This window comes from Microbacterium sp. NPDC088619 (assembly GCF_044752825.1).
GTDB lineage: Bacteria > Actinomycetota > Actinomycetes > Actinomycetales > Microbacteriaceae > Microbacterium.
The window spans coordinates 1,042,520-1,063,494 of record NZ_JBIVLZ010000001.1 but is presented as its reverse complement, the minus strand read 5'-3'; the positions used below and the strand labels follow the sequence as shown (position 1 = coordinate 1,063,494).

Below are 20,975 nucleotides of genomic sequence, written 5' to 3'. Positions count from 1 at the left end.
ATGAGTTGAGCGTGCATCCGGGGCCAGGCGTCATCGCGCTGGCGCTCATGCTCGTCGCGGCAGGTCAGGCAGGCGGATTCTCCCGGAACCACAAGGGGGCCGACAGTCGTCCGCCCTCGCTCGAGCGCCACGGGGAGGTGGGAGGTGTCGTCGCGAAGATAGCGGGCGAAGTGCAGGGCTGCGGCCGCACCCTCGACCAGCACGATTCCGATGTCGCCGGGGTTCTCCCGCACCCCTGCGTCGATGCCCTCGTCGAGAAGTGCCTCGCGCATGCGGTACTCGCATCGCGCGTCGGCGACGTCGATGCTCTCCACCCACGCCGCTCTCGGAGCGGGGGCATCGTCGACGAGCAACGGCTCGAGCCGCGAGAGGAGCATCCGTGCCTCGGCTCGCGGTGCACCGGCGGAGTGCGCGACCACGTCGAAGGCCGTGCGCCGGAACCCGGCGGCCATGCGACCGATCAGACGCTCCACCCACGGCTCCGACGCCGGGATGCGCAGCGTGCCCTCGATCCCGATCTGCAGGGTCTCGCCGTCACGCCAGAGCAGCGGGACGGCGGGGTCCAGGCGGGTGATGGTCTTGGGCGTCAGAGGAGACATCCCTCGATTCTGCGCAAAGCCGAGGTCCGAGTGGGGGAGTCTCCGGCATCCGTGGAAAAGTCAGCGCACGCCGCTCACACGGGGCGGTCTCCTCCGGGGCCGTCGCCGCCCTTCTCCGGTTCCTCTCCTGAGAAGTCGTCGCCGTCCAGCAGACGCGCCAGGGCCTCATCGAACTCGTCGGCGACGGGCTGCTCTCCCCGTGCGCTCGCCTGGAGCCGGGCGACCAGCGCAGACGGGTCGTCGATGTCCTCCGAGGTGGGCATGAGGTCGGGGTAGTCCCAGAGCGCGTCGCGCCCCGTGATGCCGACGGCATCGGTCACCGCCTGCCACATCGCCGACGCTTCACGCAGACGACGCGGTCGCAGCTTCAGGCCGACGAGCGCGCCGAGAGCGTCCTCCGCCGGGCCGCCCACCGCGCGGCGACGGCGGGCCGCCTCGGCGATCCTCGCTCCGTCGGGAAGGCGAGACGTGGCCTGGGCGGTCACGACGTCGACCCAGCCGTCGATCGTCGCCACGAGATTCTCGAGACGAGCGAGTGCCTCGCGCTGCGCCTCCGTCTGGGTGGGCAGCAGAGCGCCGCCTTCGATCGCCGCGCGGAGCTCCTCGGGGTTCGAGGGGTCGAGGCGGCTCGCGACGTCTTCGAGTGCCTCGACATCGACCGTGACTCCGCGGGCGAAATCGGTGATCTGCGCCATGACGTGCAGGTGCAGCCACTTCGAATGGCGGTACAGGCGGGCGTAGGCGAGTTCGCGCGTCGCCAGATAGAGAGTGATCTGGTCTTCGGGGATCTCGAGACCGTCGCCGAACGCCGTCAGATTCTGCGGGATGACAGCCGCAGTTCCGGCCGGAAGCACGGGGATGCCGACATCGCCGCCCGACACCACCTCGAGCGCGAGGTTGCCGAGCACCTGCCCGAACTGCGCGGCGAACACCGAGCCGCCGAGACCGCGCATGAGCTTTCCGGCACCCTGCACGACGTCGCGCATCTCTTCGGGCATCTGCGTGTCGAGAGCGCTGGTGAGCGCATCGGCGATGCTCGTCGACACCGGATCGGCGATCTCCTTCCACACGGGCAGGGTCGCCTCTACCCATTCGCCCCGCGTCATCGCCCGGGGAGACTCGGCGAGCTCGGAGATCGTCGTCGCCTCGCCGAGCCACAGGTCGGCGAGTGCGAACGAATCGACGAGCGAGCTCCGCGAGCCGTCGGTGATCCCGAGGCCGTCGCGGTTGGCGATGTGCAGCGCCTGACGCAGGGCGTTCTCCCAGGCGTCACCGCCGAACGCACCCTGCAGCTGCGACATGATCGTCTGCATCATCGCCGGGTCGAGCTGGATTCCATCCATGCCCGACAAGGCGTTCTGCAGCGCCTCGGGGTCGATGTCGCCGGCACCCTGGCCGGACATCATTCGTCGGAGGAACTCCTGGAAGTCCTCGGGGGTCGGGTCGTTGTCTGACATGTCGCTCGCCTCTCAGCACGCCTAAAGCCGTGGCATCTACGCTAGTCACAGGATCGGCCGCGAGACCCCGAAGCGGGCAGATCGCTGTACGCCGCCCGCGAACGACGGAGGAACCCTGTGGATCGAACCAGGCCTGTGAAGCTCGGACTGGGAGTCTGGGCGCTGGTCGTCGCGTTGATCGCGCTCGTCGTGCTCACCTTCCTCCCGACGCCGTACGTCATCCAACGGCCGGGCCCGGTCTACGACACGCTCGGCACCGCCGCCGGTGCGGACGGCGAACAGGTTCCCCTCATCCAGGTCGAGGGTGCGGAGACGTTCGAGACCGCAGGATCGCTCGACCTCACGACAGTGCAGGTCGTCGGCAACCGTGAGCGCACGCCGAGCTGGTTCGAGCTCGCTCTGGCCTGGATGGATTCTTCGCGAGCGGTGGTCCCGCTCGACTCGGTCTTCCCCGAGGGGGTCACCACCGAGCAGCGAGATGAACGCAACGCGACCCTCATGGTCGACTCGCAGCACGAGGCGACAGCCGCGGCGCTCAACGAGCTCGGCTATGACACAGGAGCCGAGGTCGTCGTGCAGGAGGTCGTCGAGGATGCACCGGCGGAGGGCGCACTCGAGGCGGAGGACGTCATCACGGCCGTCGACGGCACAGCCGTGACCTCGGCGAAGCAGCTGCGTCAGGCGATCCAGGATGCGGCAGGCGCGCCCGTCGAGCTCACGGTGCAGCGCGGCGGCGAAGAGCAGGTCGTCGAGGTGACGCCCGCGAAGCAGACGGACGGCGACGTGACGACCTGGCTGATCGGCGTGACTCTGCGCACCGACTACGACTTCGAGATCGATGTGACGCTCCAGCTCGACAACGTCGGCGGTCCGAGCGCCGGGATGATGTTCGCGCTCGGCATCATCGACACCATCACCGAGGGGGAGCTCAACGGCGGGCAGAATGTCGCGGGCACCGGGACGATCGAAGCCGACGGGACCGTCGGACCGATCGGCGGCATCCGGCAGAAGCTCTACGGCGCTCGCGATGCCGGGGCGGACTACTTCCTCGCACCGTCGACGAACTGCGACGAGGTCACCGGTCATGTGCCGGACGGCCTGACCGTGGTCAGCACGTCGACACTGGTGGAATCGCTCGCAGCGCTCGAGGTGATCGCCGAGGGCGGCGACGTCGGATCGTTGCCGTCGTGCGACGTCGTGACCTCCCCGTGACAGGGATGACAGCCGCAGCACAGTAAGGCGTGCCTAGGATGGGACGGTGACCTCGACTTCTGCACCGAACCCGGCCACTCCCCGAACCTCGCGCCGAATATTCGGCATCTCGTTGGCGATCATCGCCGCGCTGATCGCCGCCTTCTTCGTCTTCGCGTCGCTCTACACCGAATTCCTCTGGTTCGACCAGGTGGGCTTCGAGGGAGTTCTCACCACCCAATGGATCGCCACGGCGGTGATGTTCGTCGTCGGATTCCTCGGCATGGCCGTGCCGCTGTTCGTCGCCATCCAGCTCGCCTACCGGCTGCGTCCCGTCTACGTGCGGCTCAGCTCGCAGCTCGACAGGTACCAGGAGGTCATCGAGCCGCTCCGCCGCCTCGCGATGTGGGGTATGCCGATCTTCTTCGGCCTGTTCGCAGGGTTCTCCGCGGCCAGCCAGTGGAAGACCGTGTGGCTGTGGGCGAACGGTGTGGCCACGGACACGGTGGACCCGCAGTTCGGCGTCGACACGGGCTTCTACATGTTCGCGATGCCCTTCTACTCGATCCTCCTGGCCTTCGTGTCGGCGGTGCTCCTGCTCACCCTCATCGTGACCGCTCTGGTGTCGTACCTCTACGGGTCCGTGCGGATCGGCCAGGGCGAACTGCGCATCTCGAAGCCCGCACGCATCCAGCTCGCGATCATCGCCGGTCTCTACCTGCTCGTGCAGGCGGCCAGCCTGTGGCTCGACCGCTACAAGACCCTCGTCGCGCAGGACGACCGCATCGTCGGTCCCGCGTACACCGGCGTCAACGCGACGATCCCCGGACTCGCGATCCTCACGATCATCGCCGCGATCGTGGCCGTCCTCTTCTTCGTCACGGCCGTCATCGGTCGCTGGCGCTTCCCGCTCGCCGCGACCGCGCTGCTGATCGTCGCCTCGCTCGTCGTGGGCGTCGGCTTCCCGTGGGCCGTGACCACCTTCCAGGTGCGACCGAACCAGAACGCCTATCAGGCCGAGTTCTACCAGCGGAACATCGACGGCACGAAGGAGGCGTACGGTGTCGCGAACCTCGAGACGACGCCGTTCGAGGCCGAGACCGACGCCGAGGCCGGCCAGCTGCGCGAGGATGCCGAGACCACGGCATCCATCCGCATCGTCGACCCCGCCGTCATCAGCCCGGCCGTGCGCCAGCTCGAGCAGTACCGTGGGTACTACCAGTTCCAGCAGAACCTCGACGTCGACCGCTACGAGATCGACGGTGAGATGCAGGACACCGTGGTCTCCGTGCGTGACCTCGACATGGAAGGCGTCGACGTCAGCAACTGGAACAACCGCGCTGCCGTCTACACCCACGGCTACGGCCTGGTGGTCGCGGCGGGCAACCAGCGCACGCCCGACGGCGAGCCGGTCTTCCTCGAGCGGGGCATCCCGTCTGACGGTTTCCTCACCAAGCAGGAGGAGTTCGAGCCTCGCGTGTACTTCGGCGAGAATTCTCCCGAGTACTCGATCGTCGGCTCGCCCGACGGCACCGACCCCGTCGAGATCGACTACCCGCGCGGCAAGGACGGCTCGACCGAGACCAAGACCACGTTCGAGGGCGATGGCGGACCGCAGATCGGCAACACCTTCACCAAGCTCCTCTACGCCCTGAAGTTCCAGTCGGAGCAGATCCTGTTCTCCAACCTGGTGAACGAAGAGTCGCAGATTCTCTACGACCGCGACCCCAAGACGCGTGTGCAGAAGGTCGCTCCGTACCTCGAGCTCGACAGTGATCCGTACCCCAGCGTGGTCGACGGACGCGTCGTCTGGATCGTCGACGGCTACACGACGAGCGCGACCTACCCGTACTCGACGAACGTGAGCCTGTCGGAGGCCATCGCCGACTCGAACATCCCGTCGCCCACGCTCGCGATCGACGAGATCAACTACATCCGCAACTCGGTCAAGGCGACGGTCGACGCCTACGACGGCTCGGTGACGCTCTATGCCTGGGACGACAAGGATCCCGTGCTGCAGACGTGGCAGAACATCTACCCGTCGACGCTCAAGCCCGTGAGCGACATGTCGGCTGATCTGATGAGCCACGTGCGTTACCCGACCGATCTGTTCAAGGTCCAGAGGGACATCCTCGGGATCTACCACATCGACACCGCAGGCTCGTTCGCGCAGCAGGACAACCGGTGGCAGACGCCGAACGACCCGCGCAGCGACGCGGTCCTGCAGCCGCCGTACTACCTGACGATGCAGATGCCGGGGCAGGATTCCCCGCGGTTCTCGATGTTCTCGACCTTCATCCCGTCGGCGACGGGCAGTGGTGGAAACCGCGACGTGCTGATGGGCTACCTCGCGGTGGACTCGGACGCAGGGTCTGAAGCCGGCGTGAAGGCCGAGGGCTACGGTCAGCTGCGGATGCTCGAGATCGACACCGATACGACGGTCCCCGGCCCTGGTCAGGTGCAGAACACGTACAACTCGGATACGTCGGTGGTGCCCCAGCTCAACCTGCTGCAACAGGGTGAGTCGGAGGTGCTCTACGGAAACCTGCTGACGCTGCCAGTGGGTGGCGGCCTGCTCTACGTTCAGCCGGTCTATGTGCAGTCTTCGGAGGGCACGAAGCTGCCTCGTCTGCAGAAGGTCCTCGTGGCCTTCGGAGACAAGGTCGCGTTCGAGGACACGCTGACCGCGGCCCTCGACACGCTGTTCGGCGGTGACGCCGGTGCGGCCGGCGGAGACGATCAGGTCGAGCCGACCGAACCGGATCCGGACACCGGTGAGGTCCCGACTGAGCCGACCGCGCCGACCGACGTCGAGGCGGAGGCTCTCGCGGCGGCCCAGCAGGCGCTGACCGACCGTGAAGCGGCTCTCAAGGAAGGCGATCTGACGAAGTTCGCCGAGGCCGACAAGCGGCTCACCGACGCGGTGAACACGCTGCTCGGACTCGAGGCGTCGTCGGGGGAGTGACAGCCCCGGCCCCGTCTGCACACGATGCCGTCCCTCGTTCGCGAGGGGCGGCATCGTCCGTTTATCCGCTCCATGGGCGGAGCCGGACGAGGGCGCGGCGGACGTTCCGGCGACGCCGGCTCGATCAGCCCGGTCCGGTCAGTCCAGCCGATCAGCCGGCGTCGTAGCGGCAGGTGACGGAGCCCGTGCCGCTCTGCTCGACGACCAGCTCGTCATTCCAGCGAATCTGACAGCTCACTGTCGAGTCCGTGTCTCCGTCCGGGGCGGTGACGACGATCTGCGCCGTATCCCCGGTCGTCGTGAACTGCTTCCAGCCGGTGGAAGACCACTCCTCGTCGTACGTCTGCGTGTCGTCGGCGAAGGAGACCGTGAATGTGGGCCCGCCAGTGGCGCGCACCTCGACCCGCGTGAGGCCGTTGCCGGAGAGGGCGCCGGCTGCCATCACGCCGACCAGCACGAGATCGACGACGAGGGCGACCGCTGCGACGACGACGGCCGCAGTCCCCGCGCGGGGCGACCCGGAGCGTCTCGCTCGGCCGCCCACCAGGAGAGCAACGATCGCCAGTAGCGCGGCGGCTGCAGCGGCCGGGGGGAGCGCTGGGATCGGCAAGACGAGCACGAACAGTGCTGCCGAGAGCAGCAGCGAGACGGCGCCGATCCAGAGGCTGACGATCGCGCGCCGGGATGCGCTCGAAGCGGGCGACTGGCGGTTCCCTGCGGCGCTTCCGGGTGTCTGCGTCATGATGGCCCTCCGTGTCGTTGTTCTTGACGGCAGGGCCGCCGTCGACAGCGGCCCTGTTCGGCGGGACAGTCTAGCGAGTTGATCCGCGTGTGATGCGGTCGTGTGGTCAACCTGCCCGGCGGGACCGTCGACAGGCACCACGTCGTGACGAGCCACGTCGCGGGCGAGTCGAGCGCTCTCGATGCCGCTCGGCTGCGAGGTCCTCGGGAGGCGCACATGCGAAAGGCCCCTGATCGGAATCTCTCCCGATCAGGGGCCTTTCTTGTGTCGCATTCTCGTTGCGGGGACAGGATTTGAACCTGCGACCTCCGGGTTATGAGCCCGGCGAGCTACCGAACTGCTCCACCCCGCGGCACGTTTTATAGCCTAACACGGGATTCGGGAGTCCGCGAATCGAGGCGCGACGGGAACCCATGGGGGAGGATGTGAGCATGACAGAGACCGCTTCAGCCGCCGTTCCCGTCGCTGTATGCCAGTTCGCGCCGACGGCCTCGCGGGAGGACAATCGCGACCGCATCGCGGAGTTGACGGCGGATGCTGCGGCGCGCGGTGCGCGGCTGATCGTCTTCCCCGAGTACTCGAGCTACTTCGTGGATCCGATGGACGCCACGCTGGCCGAGAACGCGGAGACGCTCGACGGCGAGTTCGTCTCCACGCTGACGGCGCTCGCCGCCGACTATGGAGTGGTGATCGTCGCCGGGCTGGCCGAGCGGGCCTCGGACACGACGCACGTGCGCAACACGGTCGTCGCGGTTCGAGGCGACGGACTCCTCGCGACCTACCGCAAGCAGCACCTGTATGACGCGTTCGGCCAGACGGAGTCCGACTGGGTCGAGGCGGGGGAGGTCGGGGGAGTGGTGACGTTCGAGGTCGCCGGACTCAGGTTCGGGCTGATGACCTGCTACGACCTGCGCTTCCCCGAGGTGTCACGCCTCCTGATGGATGCGGGCGCCGATGCCCTGGTGGTGCCGGCCGAGTGGGTGCGCGGTCCGCTCAAAGAGCATCACTGGACGACGCTCCTGGCTGCGAGAGCGATCGAGAACACCGCCTACGTGATCGCCGCCGATCATCCGACCCCGATCGGCGTCGGTCATTCGCAGATCGTCGATCCGCAGGGGGTCGTACTCGCCGGAGTGGGAACGAACGAGGGCATCGCGGTCGCGGCCGTCGAGCGGGCGGCCATCGAGCGGGTGCGCGCGGTGAACCCGTCGCTGCGGGTGCGCAGATACGCCGTCGGGCCGCGCTGAATCGGTCGAGTGATCAGAAGCTCGACGCGAGTCTCTCCGCGGCGTCCTCGAGGATCTCGACGCGTTTGCACGCCGCGAAGCGCACGAGTCCTGCGTACTCGTCGCGACGCGCCGCCGACACGAAGGCGCTCAGGGGGATCGCCACGACTCCCGCGCGGTCAGGAAGCGCGCGGCAGAACGCGGCAGCATCCGCGCCGCCGAGCGCTGACGCGTCGGCCACGGTGAAGTAGCCGCCCTGCGGCGGGAACACGGTGAACCCCGCCGCGCGGAGCCCCGTGCCGAGGATCTCGTGCTTGTGCGCCAAGGTCGCCGCCGCACCCGCGAAGAACTCGTCGCCGAGTCGCAGTCCCACGGCGATGGCGGGCTGGAACGGCGCGCCGTTCACGTACGTCAGATACTGCTTCACGGTCAGCACTGCCGTGATGAGGTCGGCGGGTCCGTGCACCCAGCCGATCTTCCATCCGGTCGCGGAGAACGTCTTACCCGCCGACGAGATCGTGAGTGTGCGCTCGGCGGCGCCGGGAAGTGTCGCGATCGGGGTGTGCGGGCCGCTGAAGGCGAGATGCTCGTAGACCTCGTCGGTGACGATGATCGCATCGTGCAGCTCAGCGAGACGGACGACCTCTGCGAGCACCTCGCGATCGAACACGGCACCGGTGGGGTTGTGGGGATCGTTGACCAGGATGATGCGCGTGCGGTCGGAGACCGTCGCCGCCAGCAGCTCGAGATCCGGCTGGAAGTCCGGTGCTCGCAACGGCACCGTGCGCAGCCGGGCACCGGCGAGTGCGACGGCGGCCGCATAGGAGTCGTAGTACGGCTCGAAGACGACGACCTCGTCGTCCGGACCGTCGATGAGGGCGAGCAGAGTCGCGGTCAGCGCCTCCGTCGCGCCGGCGGTCACGATCACCTCGCGCGCGGGGTCCACGTCCAGCCCGTAGAAACGCCGCTGGTGCTCGCTGATCGCCTCGAGCAGGTCGGGGTTCCCTCTGCCCGGCGGGTACTGGTTCACTCCGCGGGAGATCGCCTCCCTGGCGGCGTCGAGCACTTCTGCGGGGCCGTCCTCATCGGGAAATCCCTGCCCGAGATTGATCGCACCGGTTCGGGCCGCAGCAGCGGACATCTCTGCGAAGATGGTGGGCGCGACGCTTCCGTCTGGTGCGAGCAGACCGGCCCCTGCTGCCGTGCGCCGCCATGCTCCGGGGATGACACTCATGAAGAACAGGCTAAGGCCATAGGTGAAACTCATCTTCGCCATACGAAACGCACAGATACAGGCGTCACTCTAAGAGGGCGTTGTTGAAGGAGCACACACCATGAACGAAGACAGCACCCAGGACCACTCGGCACCTGCGTCTCACGACGCAGCGCCGTCCACCGAGGCAGCAGAGGTCGTCGACCGTTCGACGACGGATGCCGCCGCAGATACCACCGGCACCGTCGCGGCTCCGGGGCCATACCAGGGACACCACGTCCCCCCGACGTTCGCGTCGTCGCCCGCTCCGGCCTTCGAGGCTCCGAGCGCCCCGGTCGCACCGGCAGCCCAGACCGTGCCCCAGCCGTACTTCGGCGCCTCAGGACATCAGGCAGGACCGCACCAGCCAGGACCGCAGCAGGCACCCGTCGGCGCGCCGACCGCGGCGTCCCCCGGTGCCGCATTCGGTCTTCATCCCGGAGCCGAGCCCGGCCAGCCGGTCGGCGGCCCCACCAAGGTCAAGGAGCAGAAGCCCCGCGCCGGAGTGAAGTTCGCCGCGATCGTGCTCGCGGCCGCCCTCGTCGGCGGCGTCGCCGGATTCGGCGGCGGCGCGATCCTCAACGGGATCTCGGATCAGGGGTCGACGGGCGTCGCCCAGGGCCCCGAGACCATCACGGTCAACAACCCCGGATCTGTCAACGAGACGACCGCCGTCGCGACCGCGGCACTCCCGTCGGTCGTCACCATCGAGGTGGCGGGTTCCGATCAGGGCGGCAGCGGGTCGGGCGTCATCATCAGCGACGACGGCTACGTGCTCACCAACACTCACGTGGTGACCCTCGGCGGCGCCGTGGCCGACCCGACGATCCGGGTCACCACCTCGGACGGGCGCATCTTCGCGGCGACCGTCGTAGGGACCGACCCGATCTATGACCTCGCGGTGATCAAGCTCGAGGATGCGACGGATCTCACACCGATCGACTTCGCCGACTCATCGAAGCTCAACGTCGGTGACACCGCAGTGGCATTGGGAGCGCCTCTCGGTCTGTCGAACTCGGTCACGACCGGAATCGTCAGCGCCCTGAACCGCAGCATCCAGATCGCCTCATCGGCTCTTCCCGATTCGTCGTCCGAGGACGCTCCGCAGAACGAGCAGGAGACGCCCGAGGAAGGTGAAGGACCGTTCCAGTTCGATCTGCCCGGCAACACGTCGCAGCAGTCGTCCGAATCGATCTCGATCGCCGTCATCCAGACGGACGCGGCGATCAACCACGGAAACTCCGGTGGTGCGCTCGTGAACGCCAAGGGCGAGCTGATCGGCATCAACGTCGCGATCGCGAGCTCCGGGAGTTCCGAGGAGTCGGGCTCGATCGGAATCGGATTCGCGATCCCCGCCAACATCGCTCAGCGCGTGTCCGAGGAGATCATCGCCGACGGTGCAGCCAGCCACGGCCTGCTCGGAGCATCGGTCCGAGATGCGGCCAGCGTCGAGAACGCCGACGTCTCTGGCGCCTACATCGCCGACGTCACGGGTGGCGGCGCAGCCGCCGCCGGCGGATTGAAGGCCGACGACGTCGTGACCGCCTTCAACGGAGTGCCCATCACGAGCGCGAGCGACCTCACGGCGCAGGTGCGCGCAGCGGCCGCCGGCAGCGAGGCGAAGGTCACGTACATCCGCGGCGGCAAGGAATACGAGACCGACGTGACTCTGGGCGAACTCGCCGGCTGACTCGGAAGATCCCGTTCGCAGAGAAGGACGCCACCCCGCGATAGGCTCGCGGGGTGGCGTCCTTCTCTTTCGGCTCCGGCAATGCGGCCAAGCTGCTTCGGATACCGCTCTACCTCGCCGGGCGGGTCGGTACGCTCGTCATCCCGCGCGGCACTCGTTGGGCGTTCGGGTGCGGGGCCGGTGTCGGAGACGGGGCTCTCGCCCTTCAGCGCCTCGCCGCCGCCGAAGGACACGACACCGTATGGCTCACCTCGTCCGATCGGGAGGACAGTGACGCCGCCGCGCTCGGTCTCCGCACGACGCGCAAGGACAGCCTGCGAGGGTGGTGGGCCACGGCCCGTGCCGGCGTCGTCGTGGTCACGCACGGGCTCGGCGACGTGAACCGCTATGCCGTGCCCGGCGCATTCGTCGTGCAGCTGTGGCACGGCATCCCTCTCAAGCGCATCGGACTGGATTCGCCCGCGACCACGCAGGTCCCGGACATCGCCGGCGGTGCCGTGCTGCGCCGTCTCATCGGCATCCTGTACCGGCGTGCCGCTCAGCGGATCCGAGTGCTGCCGGCCGCGTCGCATCGTTCGAGGGGACGCCTCGAGTCCGCCTTCGCGCTCGGTGACGGCCGGGTCGTCGTCACCGGCGAACCGCGTGTCGACGTGCTGTCGTCAGGTGACCCGATCGAGCGTCGAGCGACAGCATCCGACGTCCTGAACCGTGTGCTCGGCAGTCTGCCGACCGGTGCCCGGACCATCCTCTACGCGCCGACGTGGCGCGACGGAGCCGACGATCCGGCGGTCCCGACGGCTGCCCAGTGGGTGCAGATCATCCGAGTGCTCGAAGAGCACGACGCGGTACTGCTCGTTCGCTCCCACCCGCTCGGCGAGGGCGGGTATGCACCCCCGTTGCCCAGTCGAAGGATCCGGATGCTCGGATCGGGACTGCTGACCGATGTCACCCCCGTGCTGCCGGCGATCGATGTGCTGGTCACCGACTATTCATCGCTCGCCTATGACGTGGGTCTGCTCAAGATGCCGGTGCTGTTCCTGGCCCCCGACGCTGAGGACTACGCCCGCTCGCGAGGCTTCTACGGCCGATTCCAGGACGTCGCGGGCGACGACGCCCCTGGCAGCTGGGATTCGCTTCTGCCGCAGCTGGCGGCACTGCTGGACGATCACGACGTCTTCGCCGCGCGGTCTGAGCGTTCGGGTACGCTCAGCGCGGAGATGCACGCCTTCCGCGACGGAGGCAACACCCGGCGCGTCTACGAGACAATCCGTGCGCGGGGGATTCCCGCGCCGAAGGGAGCAGCATGACCACGGCCCGGATCGATGAGGCCGCAGAGACGCTGGTCATCGCAGGCGCCGGTCAGCGCCCGACCACGGCTGAGCTGGTCGGGCCTCGCGCCCGTGTTGCTGCTCGGATCAGCGGCGGGGGCAAGACCTGGAAGGCCACCTTCCCGCTGCGTGCGTCGCGGTGGGGCGGCCCGGAGCTTCCGCTGCCCGCAGGGGACTACGAGCTGCGCATCGACGATGCCGAGTTCGACGACCTCCTCGTCGCGCCTGAAGTGCTGACCGGTGTGCGGATCGCCGTCGACGGTGCGACAGTGCGCATCGCGGCGCCGATCGACCCCGCCTACGAGACGAGCGAGGGGCAGGCGACTCTCGAGGGTCGTTATGTCGCGCACCCCGGAGCCACCGAGAACGCCGTCTTCTTCGAGAGCTTCTACGGCCGCACCGTCGGCTGCAACCCTCAGGCCATCGAAAGGGCACTCTTCGCACAGGCACCGGACGTCGTCCGCTACTGGAGCGTGGTCGATCTCTCCGTCGCGGTTCCGGACGGAGCCATCGCCGTCGTCGAAGGCAGCCCGGAGTGGTGGCGCGCCCGAGCTGCGTCGCGACTGCTGGTCGTCAACGACTGGCTGCGTCGCAGGTTCGTCCGCAAACCGGGTCAGAAGGTGTTGCAGACCTGGCACGGCACTCCGCTCAAGCGGCTCGCCCTGCACCGGCCCGGATTCGACCCTCGCCGCATGGCGGCCGTCATCAAGGAGTCGCGCCGCTGGGACGTGCTCCTTGCGCAGAACACGTACTCCGAGCGTATTCTCCGCAAGGCATACGCGTTCTTCGGCCGACCGATCTGGGTCGAGGGATATCCGAGGAACGATGCCCTCGTCACCGACGATGCGGCGTCGATCCGCGCCGACCTCGGCATCGCCGACGGAGAGCGGGTGCTGCTGTACGCTCCGACGTGGCGTGATGACCGGACCGAGATGGTCGACTTCGTCGACCCGGAGGAACTCGCCAGGCAGACGGACTCCGTCGTGCTCGTGCGCGGTCACTCCCGCACGATCGATACAGGGCGGGACCGAGCCGGAGCCCGCGTCATCGACGTCACCGGTTACCCCGAGACCGCGAAGCTCCTGCTCGCGGCCGACGTGCTGATCACCGACTACTCGTCGGTCATGTTCGACTTCAGCGTCACGAATAAGCCGATGTTCTTCCTCGTGCCGGACCTCGATCACTACCGCGGAGAGCTCAGAGGGTTCTACTTCGATCTCGCGACGCGAGCGCCAGGCCCCCTGGTCCACTCGCAGGACGAACTCGTCGCGGCACTCGCGGACAGCGCGCACGAGAGTGTCTACGCCGAGCGATACGCCGCCTGGCGGGCGCAGTTCAATTCACGGGACGACGGGCACTCGGCGGAGCGGGTCGTCGCTCGCATCCTCGACCAGGGGTACGTCACCAGGTGATTCGACCCGAGCTGCCGACCGTGTTCTAAGGGAGTGGGGTGTTGCGGGTGCCGAGGCGCGATGCGTCGACGGTGTCGCGAGCACCCCGCAGCACGCCCCCGAGGAAGCCGAGGCCCCATGAGAGATGCATGGTGGGCAGCACCAACAGGGTCCACAGCCGCTGACGGGGTCCGCCCCCGCCCGGCAGACAGGCGACGACGGCGACGAGCAGGAGGTACGCCGCCAGTGGCAGGTAGACGACGGCGGAGACGACGAGCGAGAGCACTCCGGTGAGAACGCCGGTGAGCTGCAGGACGCCGGTGACGACGGCGACGGCGACGAGCACGACGAGCGCCGGGGGAGCGAAGAAGCGGATGCCGTTGCGACGCCCGTATCGGCGCACCAGCTCGCCGCGCCATGCTCCGGTCGCTCGGAACTGACGCGCGAGGCGCACCCAGCTCTCGCGTGGCCAGTAGGTCACTGAGAGGTTCGGGTCGAACCAGACGAGGTGTCCCGCCTGACGGATGCGGAGGTTGAGTTCCCAGTCCTCGCCGCGGCGGATCGACTCGTCGAAGAGCCCCACCTCGTCGAGCACCGTCCGACGCATGACGCCGAGGTACGCGGACTCGGCTTCGCCCTCGTGAGTGCCACCGTGGTACGCGCCTCCACCCAGACCGACCGGCGAGTTGTAGAGGCGCGCCACCGATGTCTGGAACGGCGTGCGGCCGTCGGCGCGCATCACGCCGCCGACGTTCGCAGCGCCGGTGCGCTCGAGAGTCTGCAGCGCGAGCGCCGCGTAGCCGGGAGCGAGCTCGGAATGCGCGTCGACGCGGACTATTGTCGCGAAGCGGCTGGCGCGGATGGCCGCATTCAGACCGACCGGAATGTGCGCCGCGGGATTGTCGACGAGTCTGATCCGGTCGTCCTCCGCGGCGAGACGCTGAGCGAGTTCGGTCGTGCCGTCGGTGGACGGGCCGAGGGCGAGCACGAGCTCGGCCGGGACGGTCAGCTCCTGGGTCAGCACGGACGCGATCGCGCGCTCGAGGTAGGCGCGCTCGTTGAGCACGGGCATGACGAACGACACTCCGATCTCTGGGGTGGCGATGTCGTTGTCAGGCACATGACGATCATGGCATGCACTGCTCGGACGTTCGCTGATTCGCGCGATCGAGCGCCTCGGGCGGCTGCCGTCTGCTCGCGTCCTCGCACTCGGTATCCTGGAGGGATGGGTGCAGTGTCCGACGCGAAGAAGGCCTACCGTCTGCTGAAGCGGGCGCTCGCCTCGCGCAAAGCCGTGCAGCGCGTGCGACGGCGTCTCGCCGAACGTGAGCCGCATCAGCCGGAGCACTACCAGGTGGCGGTGTATTTCGCCGACGGCGACGTGAACATGTACCAGATGCGGCAGTGGTACCGCCCGCTCGCCGAGCTGTCGAAGCGCTGGCCCGTCGTCGTGCTTTCCCGCTCGGCCACCGGCGCTGACAAGCTGCTCGATGAGGATGGCCCGCCGGTCGCCTTCGTTCCCACGATCCGCGACCTCGAGAGGTTCATCTCGTCGCAGGACATCCGCGTCGTCCTGTACGTCAACCAGAACACCCGCAACTTCCAGATGTTCCGCTACGGCAGGCGCTGGCACGTGTTCATCAACCACGGCGAGTCCGACAAGATGTACATGACGACGAATCAATACAAGGCGTACGACTACGCGCTGGTCGCCGGGCAGGCAGCACGTGACCGTCTGTCGCGGACGCTCTGGAACTGGGACATCGATCAGCGGACCATCGAGATCGGTCGGCCGCAGGCCGACCACTACTCGGGCACGCTGCCGTACGTGCCGGACGAGCGCACCGTCGTGCTCTACGCGCCGACGTGGGAGGGTGACCGCCCGAGCGCCCACTACGGGTCGATCGCCACGCACGGCGAGACGCTGGTCACGACGCTTCTCGCGTCCCGTGGACACCGAGTGATCTACCGACCGCACCCGCGAAGCGGAGTCGTGGACGACGAATACGGCGCAGCGCACCGCCGCATCATCGCGGCCATCGCCGCGGCGAACGCCGCAGACCCCGCTGCTCAGCACGTCTACGACCACGGGCCGGAGCTCGGATGGCAGCTGGCTGCCGCCGACGTCGCGATCGTCGACATCTCGGCGATGGTCTACGACCGTCTGGCCGTCGGCAAGCCGCTGATGATCACGCGACCGGCCGACGAGCGCGCGTCGATCGACACCAACGGCTACCTGTCGGACTGCGAATGGCTCAGCGCCGACGCTGCAGGCGACATCGTCGCCGAGGTCGAACGCGTCCGCGCCGATGAGGTGGCCATCGCCAGGCTGCGCATGTGGGTGCAGCACTATTTCGGTGACACGACGCCAGGAGCGGCGACAGAGAAGTTCCACGCCGCGATCGAGCGCCTCATGCAGGAGTGGGATCACTGGCAGGCGCATGAGATCGGGGCGGTGCGCACCGACGAGGACGACGACGACGAAGAGGCCGACGAAGAGGAGGTCTGACGATGGATCTTCCGCTGACCGCGGCGGTCGCCGCGCATCTCGAGGTGCTGAACGACGCGGGGTCGACCAACGAGATCCTGAGCGAGCGAGCACGTGAGCCGCTCTCGACTCCGCACCTGTCGGTGCTCCTCACCGGCAACCAGACGGCCGGGCGCGGCAGACTCGGTCGCTCCTGGACCGCCGCGCCGGGAGCGTCGCTCGCCGTCTCCGTCCTGCTGCGGCGGTTGCCGTCCCCCTCAGCGCGAGGCTGGATTCCCCTCGCCGCCGGGGCGGCGATGGCGAATGCGATCGCCGAGCAGCTTCCGGACCACGAGGTCGCGGTCAAGTGGCCGAACGACGTGCTGGTCGACGGTCGCAAGATCTGCGGAATCCTGGCACAGGCGACGCAGGATGCGGTCATCGTGGGCACAGGCGTGAACACGGCGATGACGGAGTCTCAGCTGCCGGTGCCGACCGCGACGTCCTTCGCCGTGCTCGGCACCCGGGCCGATTCCGATCGGTTGCTCGCCGCATATCTGCGCGAGCTCGATCGGCTGCTCGTCGAGCTCGCCGCAGTGGGCGACGCCGTGTCCAGTGGGCTCCATGACGCGGTGAGTCGGCGCTGCGCCACGATCGGGCTCGACGTGAGGGTCTCGCTTCCCGGGGACTCCGTGCTCGTCGGAAGAGCCACCGCTTTGGATGACGACGGCCGGCTGCTCGTTCTGGCGGGAGGCGTCGAGACGGCGATCTCAGCGGGTGATGTGGTGCACGTCCGACCTGCATGAGTCTGACACGCCCGGCGTGCGAGCGGCGATGTCGGCGGTTGCGGGCACAATGGAGGGGTGACTCAGCCCGTGACTCTCGGCGGAAGGCCGACGATGCCACCGCCGGGTGCGCCCGCCGAAGAGCTGCTCATCGCTCGGTTCCGCGCACACGCGCGGAGACTCTTCTGGTCGGCGCTGGTGCTGATCGCGGTGTTCGGTGCGACGTCCTTCTTCTACGACAATCTCCCGGCGCCGTTCGAGAACTGGATGCTGCTGAGCTCGGCCGCAGCGATCGTGCTCCTGCTGGCGGTCGTGCCCTGGATCATCTGGTACTCGCGCTCGGTGACGCTCACCACGCGGCGGGTCATCGTGAACCACGGCGTCGGTGCTCGCAACCGGCAGGAGATGTCGCACGCGCGCGGCTACACGATCGGGGTCAGACGCGGTGTGATCCAGCGGATGTGGGGTGTCGGCACGATCACGCTCTCCAACGGGGTCGATGCGCCGCTGCGTCTCGCCAACGTGCCCAACGTGACGCTCGTGCACGAGACGCTGGCCGATCAGATCGAGGTCAGCCAGATCCTCGCGCATCGCGATGCGCAGGCGGGGAACGACGGCACGGCCGGATTCTGACCTCCGCGCCGCGATGCCGCGATCGGCGACGCGTGAACGACGTGCGCGCCGATGCGCGAGAATGGTCAGGACGAATGGAGGCGGCCCATGGCGCTGCGCGTTGGTGTGATCGGTGGAGGTCAGCTGGCTCGGATGATGATCGCCCCGGCGGTCGAGCTCGGGCTCGACCTGAGGGTGCTCGCTGAAGACGAGGGGATGTCCGCGCAGCTCGCGGCGGTCGCGGTCGGCGACTATCACGACCTCGACGTCGTCCGTGCGTTCGCCAGAGACGTCGACGTCGTCACCTTCGACCACGAGCACGTCCCGCAGGAGGTGCTGCGGGCTCTCGTCGCCGAGGGCGTCGCGGTGCACCCTGGGCCGGATGCTCTGCAGTTCGCCCAGGACAAGCTCCTCATGCGAGCGCGGCTCGCCGAGCTCGGCGTGCCCCAGCCCGAGTGGGCGCCGGTTCGCGATGCATCCGAGCTGCAGGCGTTCCTCGACGAGCACGACGGGCAGGGTGTCGTGAAGACGCCGCGGGGTGGCTACGACGGCAAGGGCGTGCGCGTGGTCCGAGCGGCGAGCGATGCTCAGGACTGGCTCGACGGGCTCGCCGACGACGAGGCTCTGCTGGTCGAGGAGCTCGTCGGATTCGTTCGCGAGCTCGCGCAGCAGGTGGCTCGCCGCCCAAGCGGCCAGATCGTCGCCTATCCCGTCGTCGAGACCGTGCAGCGTGAGGGTGTGTGCGCCGAGGTGATCGCGCCGGCGCCGCATGCGACCGACCGTCTCGCCCAGGTCGCCGAGGAGATCGGGCGGTCGATCGCCGAGGGACTCGGGGTCACCGGCATGCTCGCGGTCGAGCTCTTCGAGACCGACGACGAGCGGATCCTCGTGAATGAGCTGGCGATGCGCCCGCACAACAGCGGACACTGGAGCCAGGACGGCGCCGTGACCGGACAGTTCGAACAGCACCTGCGTGCCGTCGCCGATCTGCCCCTCGGGGACACCGCGCCTCAGGCCGCCTGGTCGGTGATGGTGAACATCCTCGGAGGACCGAAGAGCGGCTCGCTCGGCGACCGTTTCGCGGGAGCGATGGCGGAGCATCCGTCGGCCAAGATCCACACCTACGGCAAGGCGCCGCGTCCCGGTCGCAAGGTCGGGCACGTGAACGTGACGGGCGATGATCTCGACGATGCGGTGTACGTGGCCCGTGCGACGGCGGCTCACTTCGACTGAGGGTGCGTCCAGGGGTGTGCCGTTCGGGGTTTCTCCCAGCACCAGACCGTAGCCTGAGTGGGTGACTGAGCCATTGCACTCCTCCGCCGCGCCCCTCGTCGGCGTCGTCATGGGATCCGACTCCGACTGGCGCGTGATGAGCGATGCCTCTCAGTCGCTGACGGACTTCGCGATCCCGCACGAGGTGGAGGTCGTCTCGGCGCACCGCACCCCCGACAAGCTCATGCAGTACGCGCGTGAAGCGCGGGGCCGCGGCATCCGAGTGATCATCGCCGGCGCCGGAGGGGCCGCACATCTTCCAGGGATGCTCGCTTCGATGACGGCGCTGCCGGTCATCGGCGTCCCCGTGCCGCTCGCCTACCTCGACGGGATGGATTCCCTCCTCTCCATCGTGCAGATGCCTGCGGGCATTCCGGTCGCGACGGTGTCGATCGCAGGAGCGCGCAATGCGGGCATCCTCGCCGCGCGGATCCTCGGCACGTCCGACGACGATCTCGCTGATCGCATCGAGGCGTACGCGCTCGATCTCGAAGCGCAGGTCGAGGAGAAGAACGATCGGCTTAAGGGGTCCCTGTGACCCTTGCGCCGCCGCGAGGTACGGCGCGACCTCTGATCGAGACCCATCCCTTGCGGCATCCGAACACCGCGGATGCGGGAACGATGACCAAGCGCGGCTGGTGGCTCGTGCTGCTGAATCTGCTCGTCCCCGGGTCCGCGCAGGTGCTCGCGGGCAATCGTCGGCTCGGGCGGATCGGTCTCGGAGCGACGCTGCTCGCGTGGTTCCTCCTGATCGTGGGCGCGGGTGTCGCTCTGTTCGCCCGTCCCGTGCTGCTGTGGCTCACCGTCGGCGCCGGATGGTTCTCGGCGGTCGTCCTCACGCTCGTCCAGGTGCTGCTGATCGCATACCTCGTGTTGTGGGTGGTGCTCACTTTCGACGTGCTGCGGCTCGTCAGACTGGTCAGAATCCCCGGTCCCTCGAAGTTCGCCATCCCGCTCGTCGCACTGCTTCTGCTCGGTCTCGTCGGAACGGGCACCGGATATGCGGCGTCCTACGTCGGCACCGCGCGGGGAACGATCAACACGATCTTCGGCCAGAGCGGTCCGAGTCTGCCGCCGAGCGAGGGCTACTACAACATCCTGTTGCTCGGAGCGGACAGCGGTGAAGGCCGCGACTCGATGAGGTTCGACAGCATCTCAGTGGTCTCTGTGAACGCGACCACCGGCGCCGTCACGATCACCGGAATCCCGCGTGAGCTTCCCAATGCGCCTTTCAGCGAGGGAAGCCCGATGCAGGCGCTGTATCCGAACGGCTTCGAGGGACACAGCTCGAACTCGTGCGGGTGGAACGGCTGGATGAACCATGTGCGCAACGCCGCGGAGATCTGCCGAGACGACAACGGCACCGGTCTGTATCCCGATGCTGCGGCGCATGGTTCGGATGCAGGGATCGAGGCCACGAAGGATGCCGCCGAGGGTGTTCTCGGGATCGAGATCCCGTACTACGTGTTCGTCGACATGCACGGCTTCGCGGCGCTCGTCGACGCGCTCGGCGGCGTGGACATCAACGTGACAGAGAGGCTGCCCAAGGGCGGTCCGCCCGAGGGCGTGGACCCGTATGACGTCGATGCGTGGGCGATCGGCTGGATCGAGGTCGGGCAGCAGCACATGGACGGCGACACGGCGCAGTGGTATGCGCGATCGCGTTACACGACCAGTGACTGGGACCGGATGAAGCGGCAGCGCGAACTTCAGGAAGCGATTCTCGCGCAGTTCACACCGCAGACCGTGCTCACGCGGTTCAACGAGGTCGCGTCCGCGGGAACCGCACTGATCAGCACCGATCTGCCTCAGGACAAGCTTCCCGAGTTCTTCGACCTGATGACCAAGGCTCGTGAGCAGACCGTCACGACGGTCGAGCTCACCCCCGATCAGGGTGTGGACGAGCATGCTCCGGACTACGGGCACATCCACGAGATGATGCAGCAGACGCTGCATCCTCCGACGGAGACCCCGACCCCGACCCCGTGATCGTCTGCG

At 68.1% G+C, this 20,975-nt stretch carries 16 protein-coding genes and 1 tRNA gene; 12 read left to right on the top strand and 5 right to left on the bottom strand.

Going from position 1 to position 20,975, the window contains the following annotated elements:
* Window positions 1-673: 673 nt before the first annotated feature.
* A complete protein-coding gene (locus tag ACIP5T_RS05430; protein WP_400861225.1) occupies window positions 674-2,056 on the bottom strand; it encodes a zinc-dependent metalloprotease in 1,383 nt (460 codons plus the stop codon).
* 117 nt (window positions 2,057-2,173) lie between these two features.
* Between ACIP5T_RS05430 and ACIP5T_RS05425 the strand changes: the two genes are divergently transcribed.
* Together ACIP5T_RS05425 and ACIP5T_RS05420 are read left to right on the top strand one after the other, a co-directional pair.
* Window positions 2,174-3,268, top strand: a complete 1,095-nt coding sequence (locus tag ACIP5T_RS05425; RefSeq protein ID WP_400861223.1) for a PDZ domain-containing protein — start codon at window positions 2,174-2,176, stop codon at window positions 3,266-3,268.
* 46 nt (window positions 3,269-3,314) lie between these two features.
* Window positions 3,315-6,212 carry a UPF0182 family protein gene (locus ACIP5T_RS05420; RefSeq protein ID WP_400861220.1) on the top strand — a complete coding sequence of 966 codons (2,898 nt, stop codon included), beginning with the start codon at window positions 3,315-3,317 and terminating at the stop codon, window positions 6,210-6,212.
* A 151-nt stretch (window positions 6,213-6,363) separates the two neighbouring features.
* Here ACIP5T_RS05420 and ACIP5T_RS05415 read toward each other — a convergent pair whose 3' ends face one another.
* Both ACIP5T_RS05415 and ACIP5T_RS05410 read right to left on the bottom strand, forming a co-directional pair.
* On the bottom strand, window positions 6,364-6,954 hold the full coding sequence (locus ACIP5T_RS05415) for a hypothetical protein (protein WP_400861218.1): 591 nt from the start codon (window positions 6,952-6,954) through the stop codon (window positions 6,364-6,366).
* Between the two features lie 278 nt (window positions 6,955-7,232).
* Window positions 7,233-7,306, bottom strand: a tRNA-Met gene (locus ACIP5T_RS05410).
* Between the two features lie 79 nt (window positions 7,307-7,385).
* Between ACIP5T_RS05410 and ACIP5T_RS05405 the strand changes: the two genes are divergently transcribed.
* Window positions 7,386-8,201, top strand: coding sequence for a carbon-nitrogen hydrolase family protein (locus ACIP5T_RS05405; RefSeq protein ID WP_400861216.1), 816 nt, complete (start codon window positions 7,386-7,388; stop codon window positions 8,199-8,201).
* 13 nt (window positions 8,202-8,214) lie between these two features.
* Here the strand turns inward: ACIP5T_RS05405 and ACIP5T_RS05400 are convergent, their stop codons facing one another.
* Entirely contained in the window at window positions 8,215-9,414 is a 1,200-nt protein-coding gene (locus ACIP5T_RS05400; RefSeq protein ID WP_400861213.1) for an aminotransferase class I/II-fold pyridoxal phosphate-dependent enzyme, read from the bottom strand.
* Window positions 9,415-9,514: 100 nt separating this feature from the next.
* Here ACIP5T_RS05400 and ACIP5T_RS05395 point away from each other — a divergent pair, with 100 nt between their 5' ends.
* The 3 genes from ACIP5T_RS05395 to ACIP5T_RS05385 are packed head-to-tail and all read left to right on the top strand — an operon-like array spanning window position 9,515 to window position 13,862.
* Window positions 9,515-11,122, top strand: coding sequence for a trypsin-like peptidase domain-containing protein (locus ACIP5T_RS05395; protein ID WP_400861211.1), 1,608 nt, complete (start codon window positions 9,515-9,517; stop codon window positions 11,120-11,122).
* Between the two features lie 53 nt (window positions 11,123-11,175).
* A complete protein-coding gene (locus tag ACIP5T_RS05390; RefSeq protein ID WP_400861208.1) occupies window positions 11,176-12,429 on the top strand; it encodes a CDP-glycerol glycerophosphotransferase family protein in 1,254 nt (417 codons plus the stop codon).
* Window positions 12,426-13,862 carry a CDP-glycerol glycerophosphotransferase family protein gene (locus ACIP5T_RS05385; protein WP_400861205.1) on the top strand — a complete coding sequence of 479 codons (1,437 nt, stop codon included), beginning with the start codon at window positions 12,426-12,428 and terminating at the stop codon, window positions 13,860-13,862. Before ACIP5T_RS05390 ends, ACIP5T_RS05385 begins: the two co-directional genes overlap by 4 nt.
* Before the next feature lie 25 nt (window positions 13,863-13,887).
* On the opposite strand, the gene ACIP5T_RS05380 is transcribed toward ACIP5T_RS05385, so the two are convergent.
* Window positions 13,888-14,913: a glycosyltransferase gene (locus ACIP5T_RS05380; protein WP_400864612.1), complete on the bottom strand. Its 1,026-nt coding sequence runs from the start codon at window positions 14,911-14,913 to the stop codon at window positions 13,888-13,890.
* A 153-nt stretch (window positions 14,914-15,066) separates the two neighbouring features.
* On the opposite strand from ACIP5T_RS05380, the gene ACIP5T_RS05375 reads away from it, so the two are divergent.
* The 6 genes from ACIP5T_RS05375 (at window position 15,067) to ACIP5T_RS05350 (ending at window position 20,966) form a co-directional block, all read left to right on the top strand.
* Window positions 15,067-16,350, top strand: coding sequence for a CDP-glycerol glycerophosphotransferase family protein (locus tag ACIP5T_RS05375; protein WP_400861202.1), 1,284 nt, complete (start codon window positions 15,067-15,069; stop codon window positions 16,348-16,350).
* Window positions 16,351-16,352: 2 nt separating this feature from the next.
* A complete protein-coding gene (locus ACIP5T_RS05370) occupies window positions 16,353-17,114 on the top strand; it encodes a biotin--[acetyl-CoA-carboxylase] ligase (protein WP_400861200.1) in 762 nt (253 codons plus the stop codon).
* Window positions 17,115-17,171: 57 nt separating this feature from the next.
* Complete coding sequence (locus ACIP5T_RS05365) at window positions 17,172-17,726, top strand: PH domain-containing protein (protein WP_400861198.1); 555 nt, start codon at window positions 17,172-17,174, stop codon at window positions 17,724-17,726.
* 87 nt (window positions 17,727-17,813) lie between these two features.
* Window positions 17,814-18,938 (top strand): 5-(carboxyamino)imidazole ribonucleotide synthase, encoded by a 1,125-nt coding sequence (locus ACIP5T_RS05360; protein ID WP_400861196.1) that lies wholly within the window; start codon window positions 17,814-17,816, stop codon window positions 18,936-18,938.
* 109 nt (window positions 18,939-19,047) lie between these two features.
* On the top strand, window positions 19,048-19,515 hold the full coding sequence (gene purE / locus ACIP5T_RS05355) for a 5-(carboxyamino)imidazole ribonucleotide mutase (RefSeq protein WP_042542183.1): 468 nt from the start codon (window positions 19,048-19,050) through the stop codon (window positions 19,513-19,515).
* Between the two features lie 83 nt (window positions 19,516-19,598).
* Window positions 19,599-20,966 carry an LCP family protein gene (locus ACIP5T_RS05350; RefSeq protein WP_400861195.1) on the top strand — a complete coding sequence of 456 codons (1,368 nt, stop codon included), beginning with the start codon at window positions 19,599-19,601 and terminating at the stop codon, window positions 20,964-20,966.
* The last annotated feature ends 9 nt before the right edge of the window (window positions 20,967-20,975 follow it).

What these genes read in the sequence shown, in the direction of transcription:
- ACIP5T_RS05430 (WP_400861225.1), bottom strand. Translation starts at nt 2,056, where the DNA reads ATGTCAGACAACGACCCGACCCCCGAGGACTTCCAGGAGTTCCTCCGA.
- ACIP5T_RS05415 (WP_400861218.1), bottom strand. Translation starts at nt 6,954, where the DNA reads ATGACGCAGACACCCGGAAGCGCCGCAGGGAACCGCCAGTCGCCCGCT.
- ACIP5T_RS05405 (WP_400861216.1), top strand. Translation starts at nt 7,386, where the DNA reads ATGACAGAGACCGCTTCAGCCGCCGTTCCCGTCGCTGTATGCCAGTTC.
- ACIP5T_RS05400 (WP_400861213.1), bottom strand. Translation starts at nt 9,414, where the DNA reads ATGAGTGTCATCCCCGGAGCATGGCGGCGCACGGCAGCAGGGGCCGGT.
- ACIP5T_RS05395 (WP_400861211.1), top strand. Translation starts at nt 9,515, where the DNA reads ATGAACGAAGACAGCACCCAGGACCACTCGGCACCTGCGTCTCACGAC.
- ACIP5T_RS05385 (WP_400861205.1), top strand. Translation starts at nt 12,426, where the DNA reads ATGACCACGGCCCGGATCGATGAGGCCGCAGAGACGCTGGTCATCGCA.
- ACIP5T_RS05380 (WP_400864612.1), bottom strand. Translation starts at nt 14,913, where the DNA reads ATGCCCGTGCTCAACGAGCGCGCCTACCTCGAGCGCGCGATCGCGTCC.
- ACIP5T_RS05375 (WP_400861202.1), top strand. Translation starts at nt 15,067, where the DNA reads ATGGGTGCAGTGTCCGACGCGAAGAAGGCCTACCGTCTGCTGAAGCGG.
- ACIP5T_RS05370 (WP_400861200.1), top strand. Translation starts at nt 16,353, where the DNA reads ATGGATCTTCCGCTGACCGCGGCGGTCGCCGCGCATCTCGAGGTGCTG.
- ACIP5T_RS05360 (WP_400861196.1), top strand. Translation starts at nt 17,814, where the DNA reads ATGGCGCTGCGCGTTGGTGTGATCGGTGGAGGTCAGCTGGCTCGGATG.
- purE (WP_042542183.1), top strand. Translation starts at nt 19,048, where the DNA reads ATGGGATCCGACTCCGACTGGCGCGTGATGAGCGATGCCTCTCAGTCG.
- ACIP5T_RS05350 (WP_400861195.1), top strand. Translation starts at nt 19,599, where the DNA reads ATGACCAAGCGCGGCTGGTGGCTCGTGCTGCTGAATCTGCTCGTCCCC.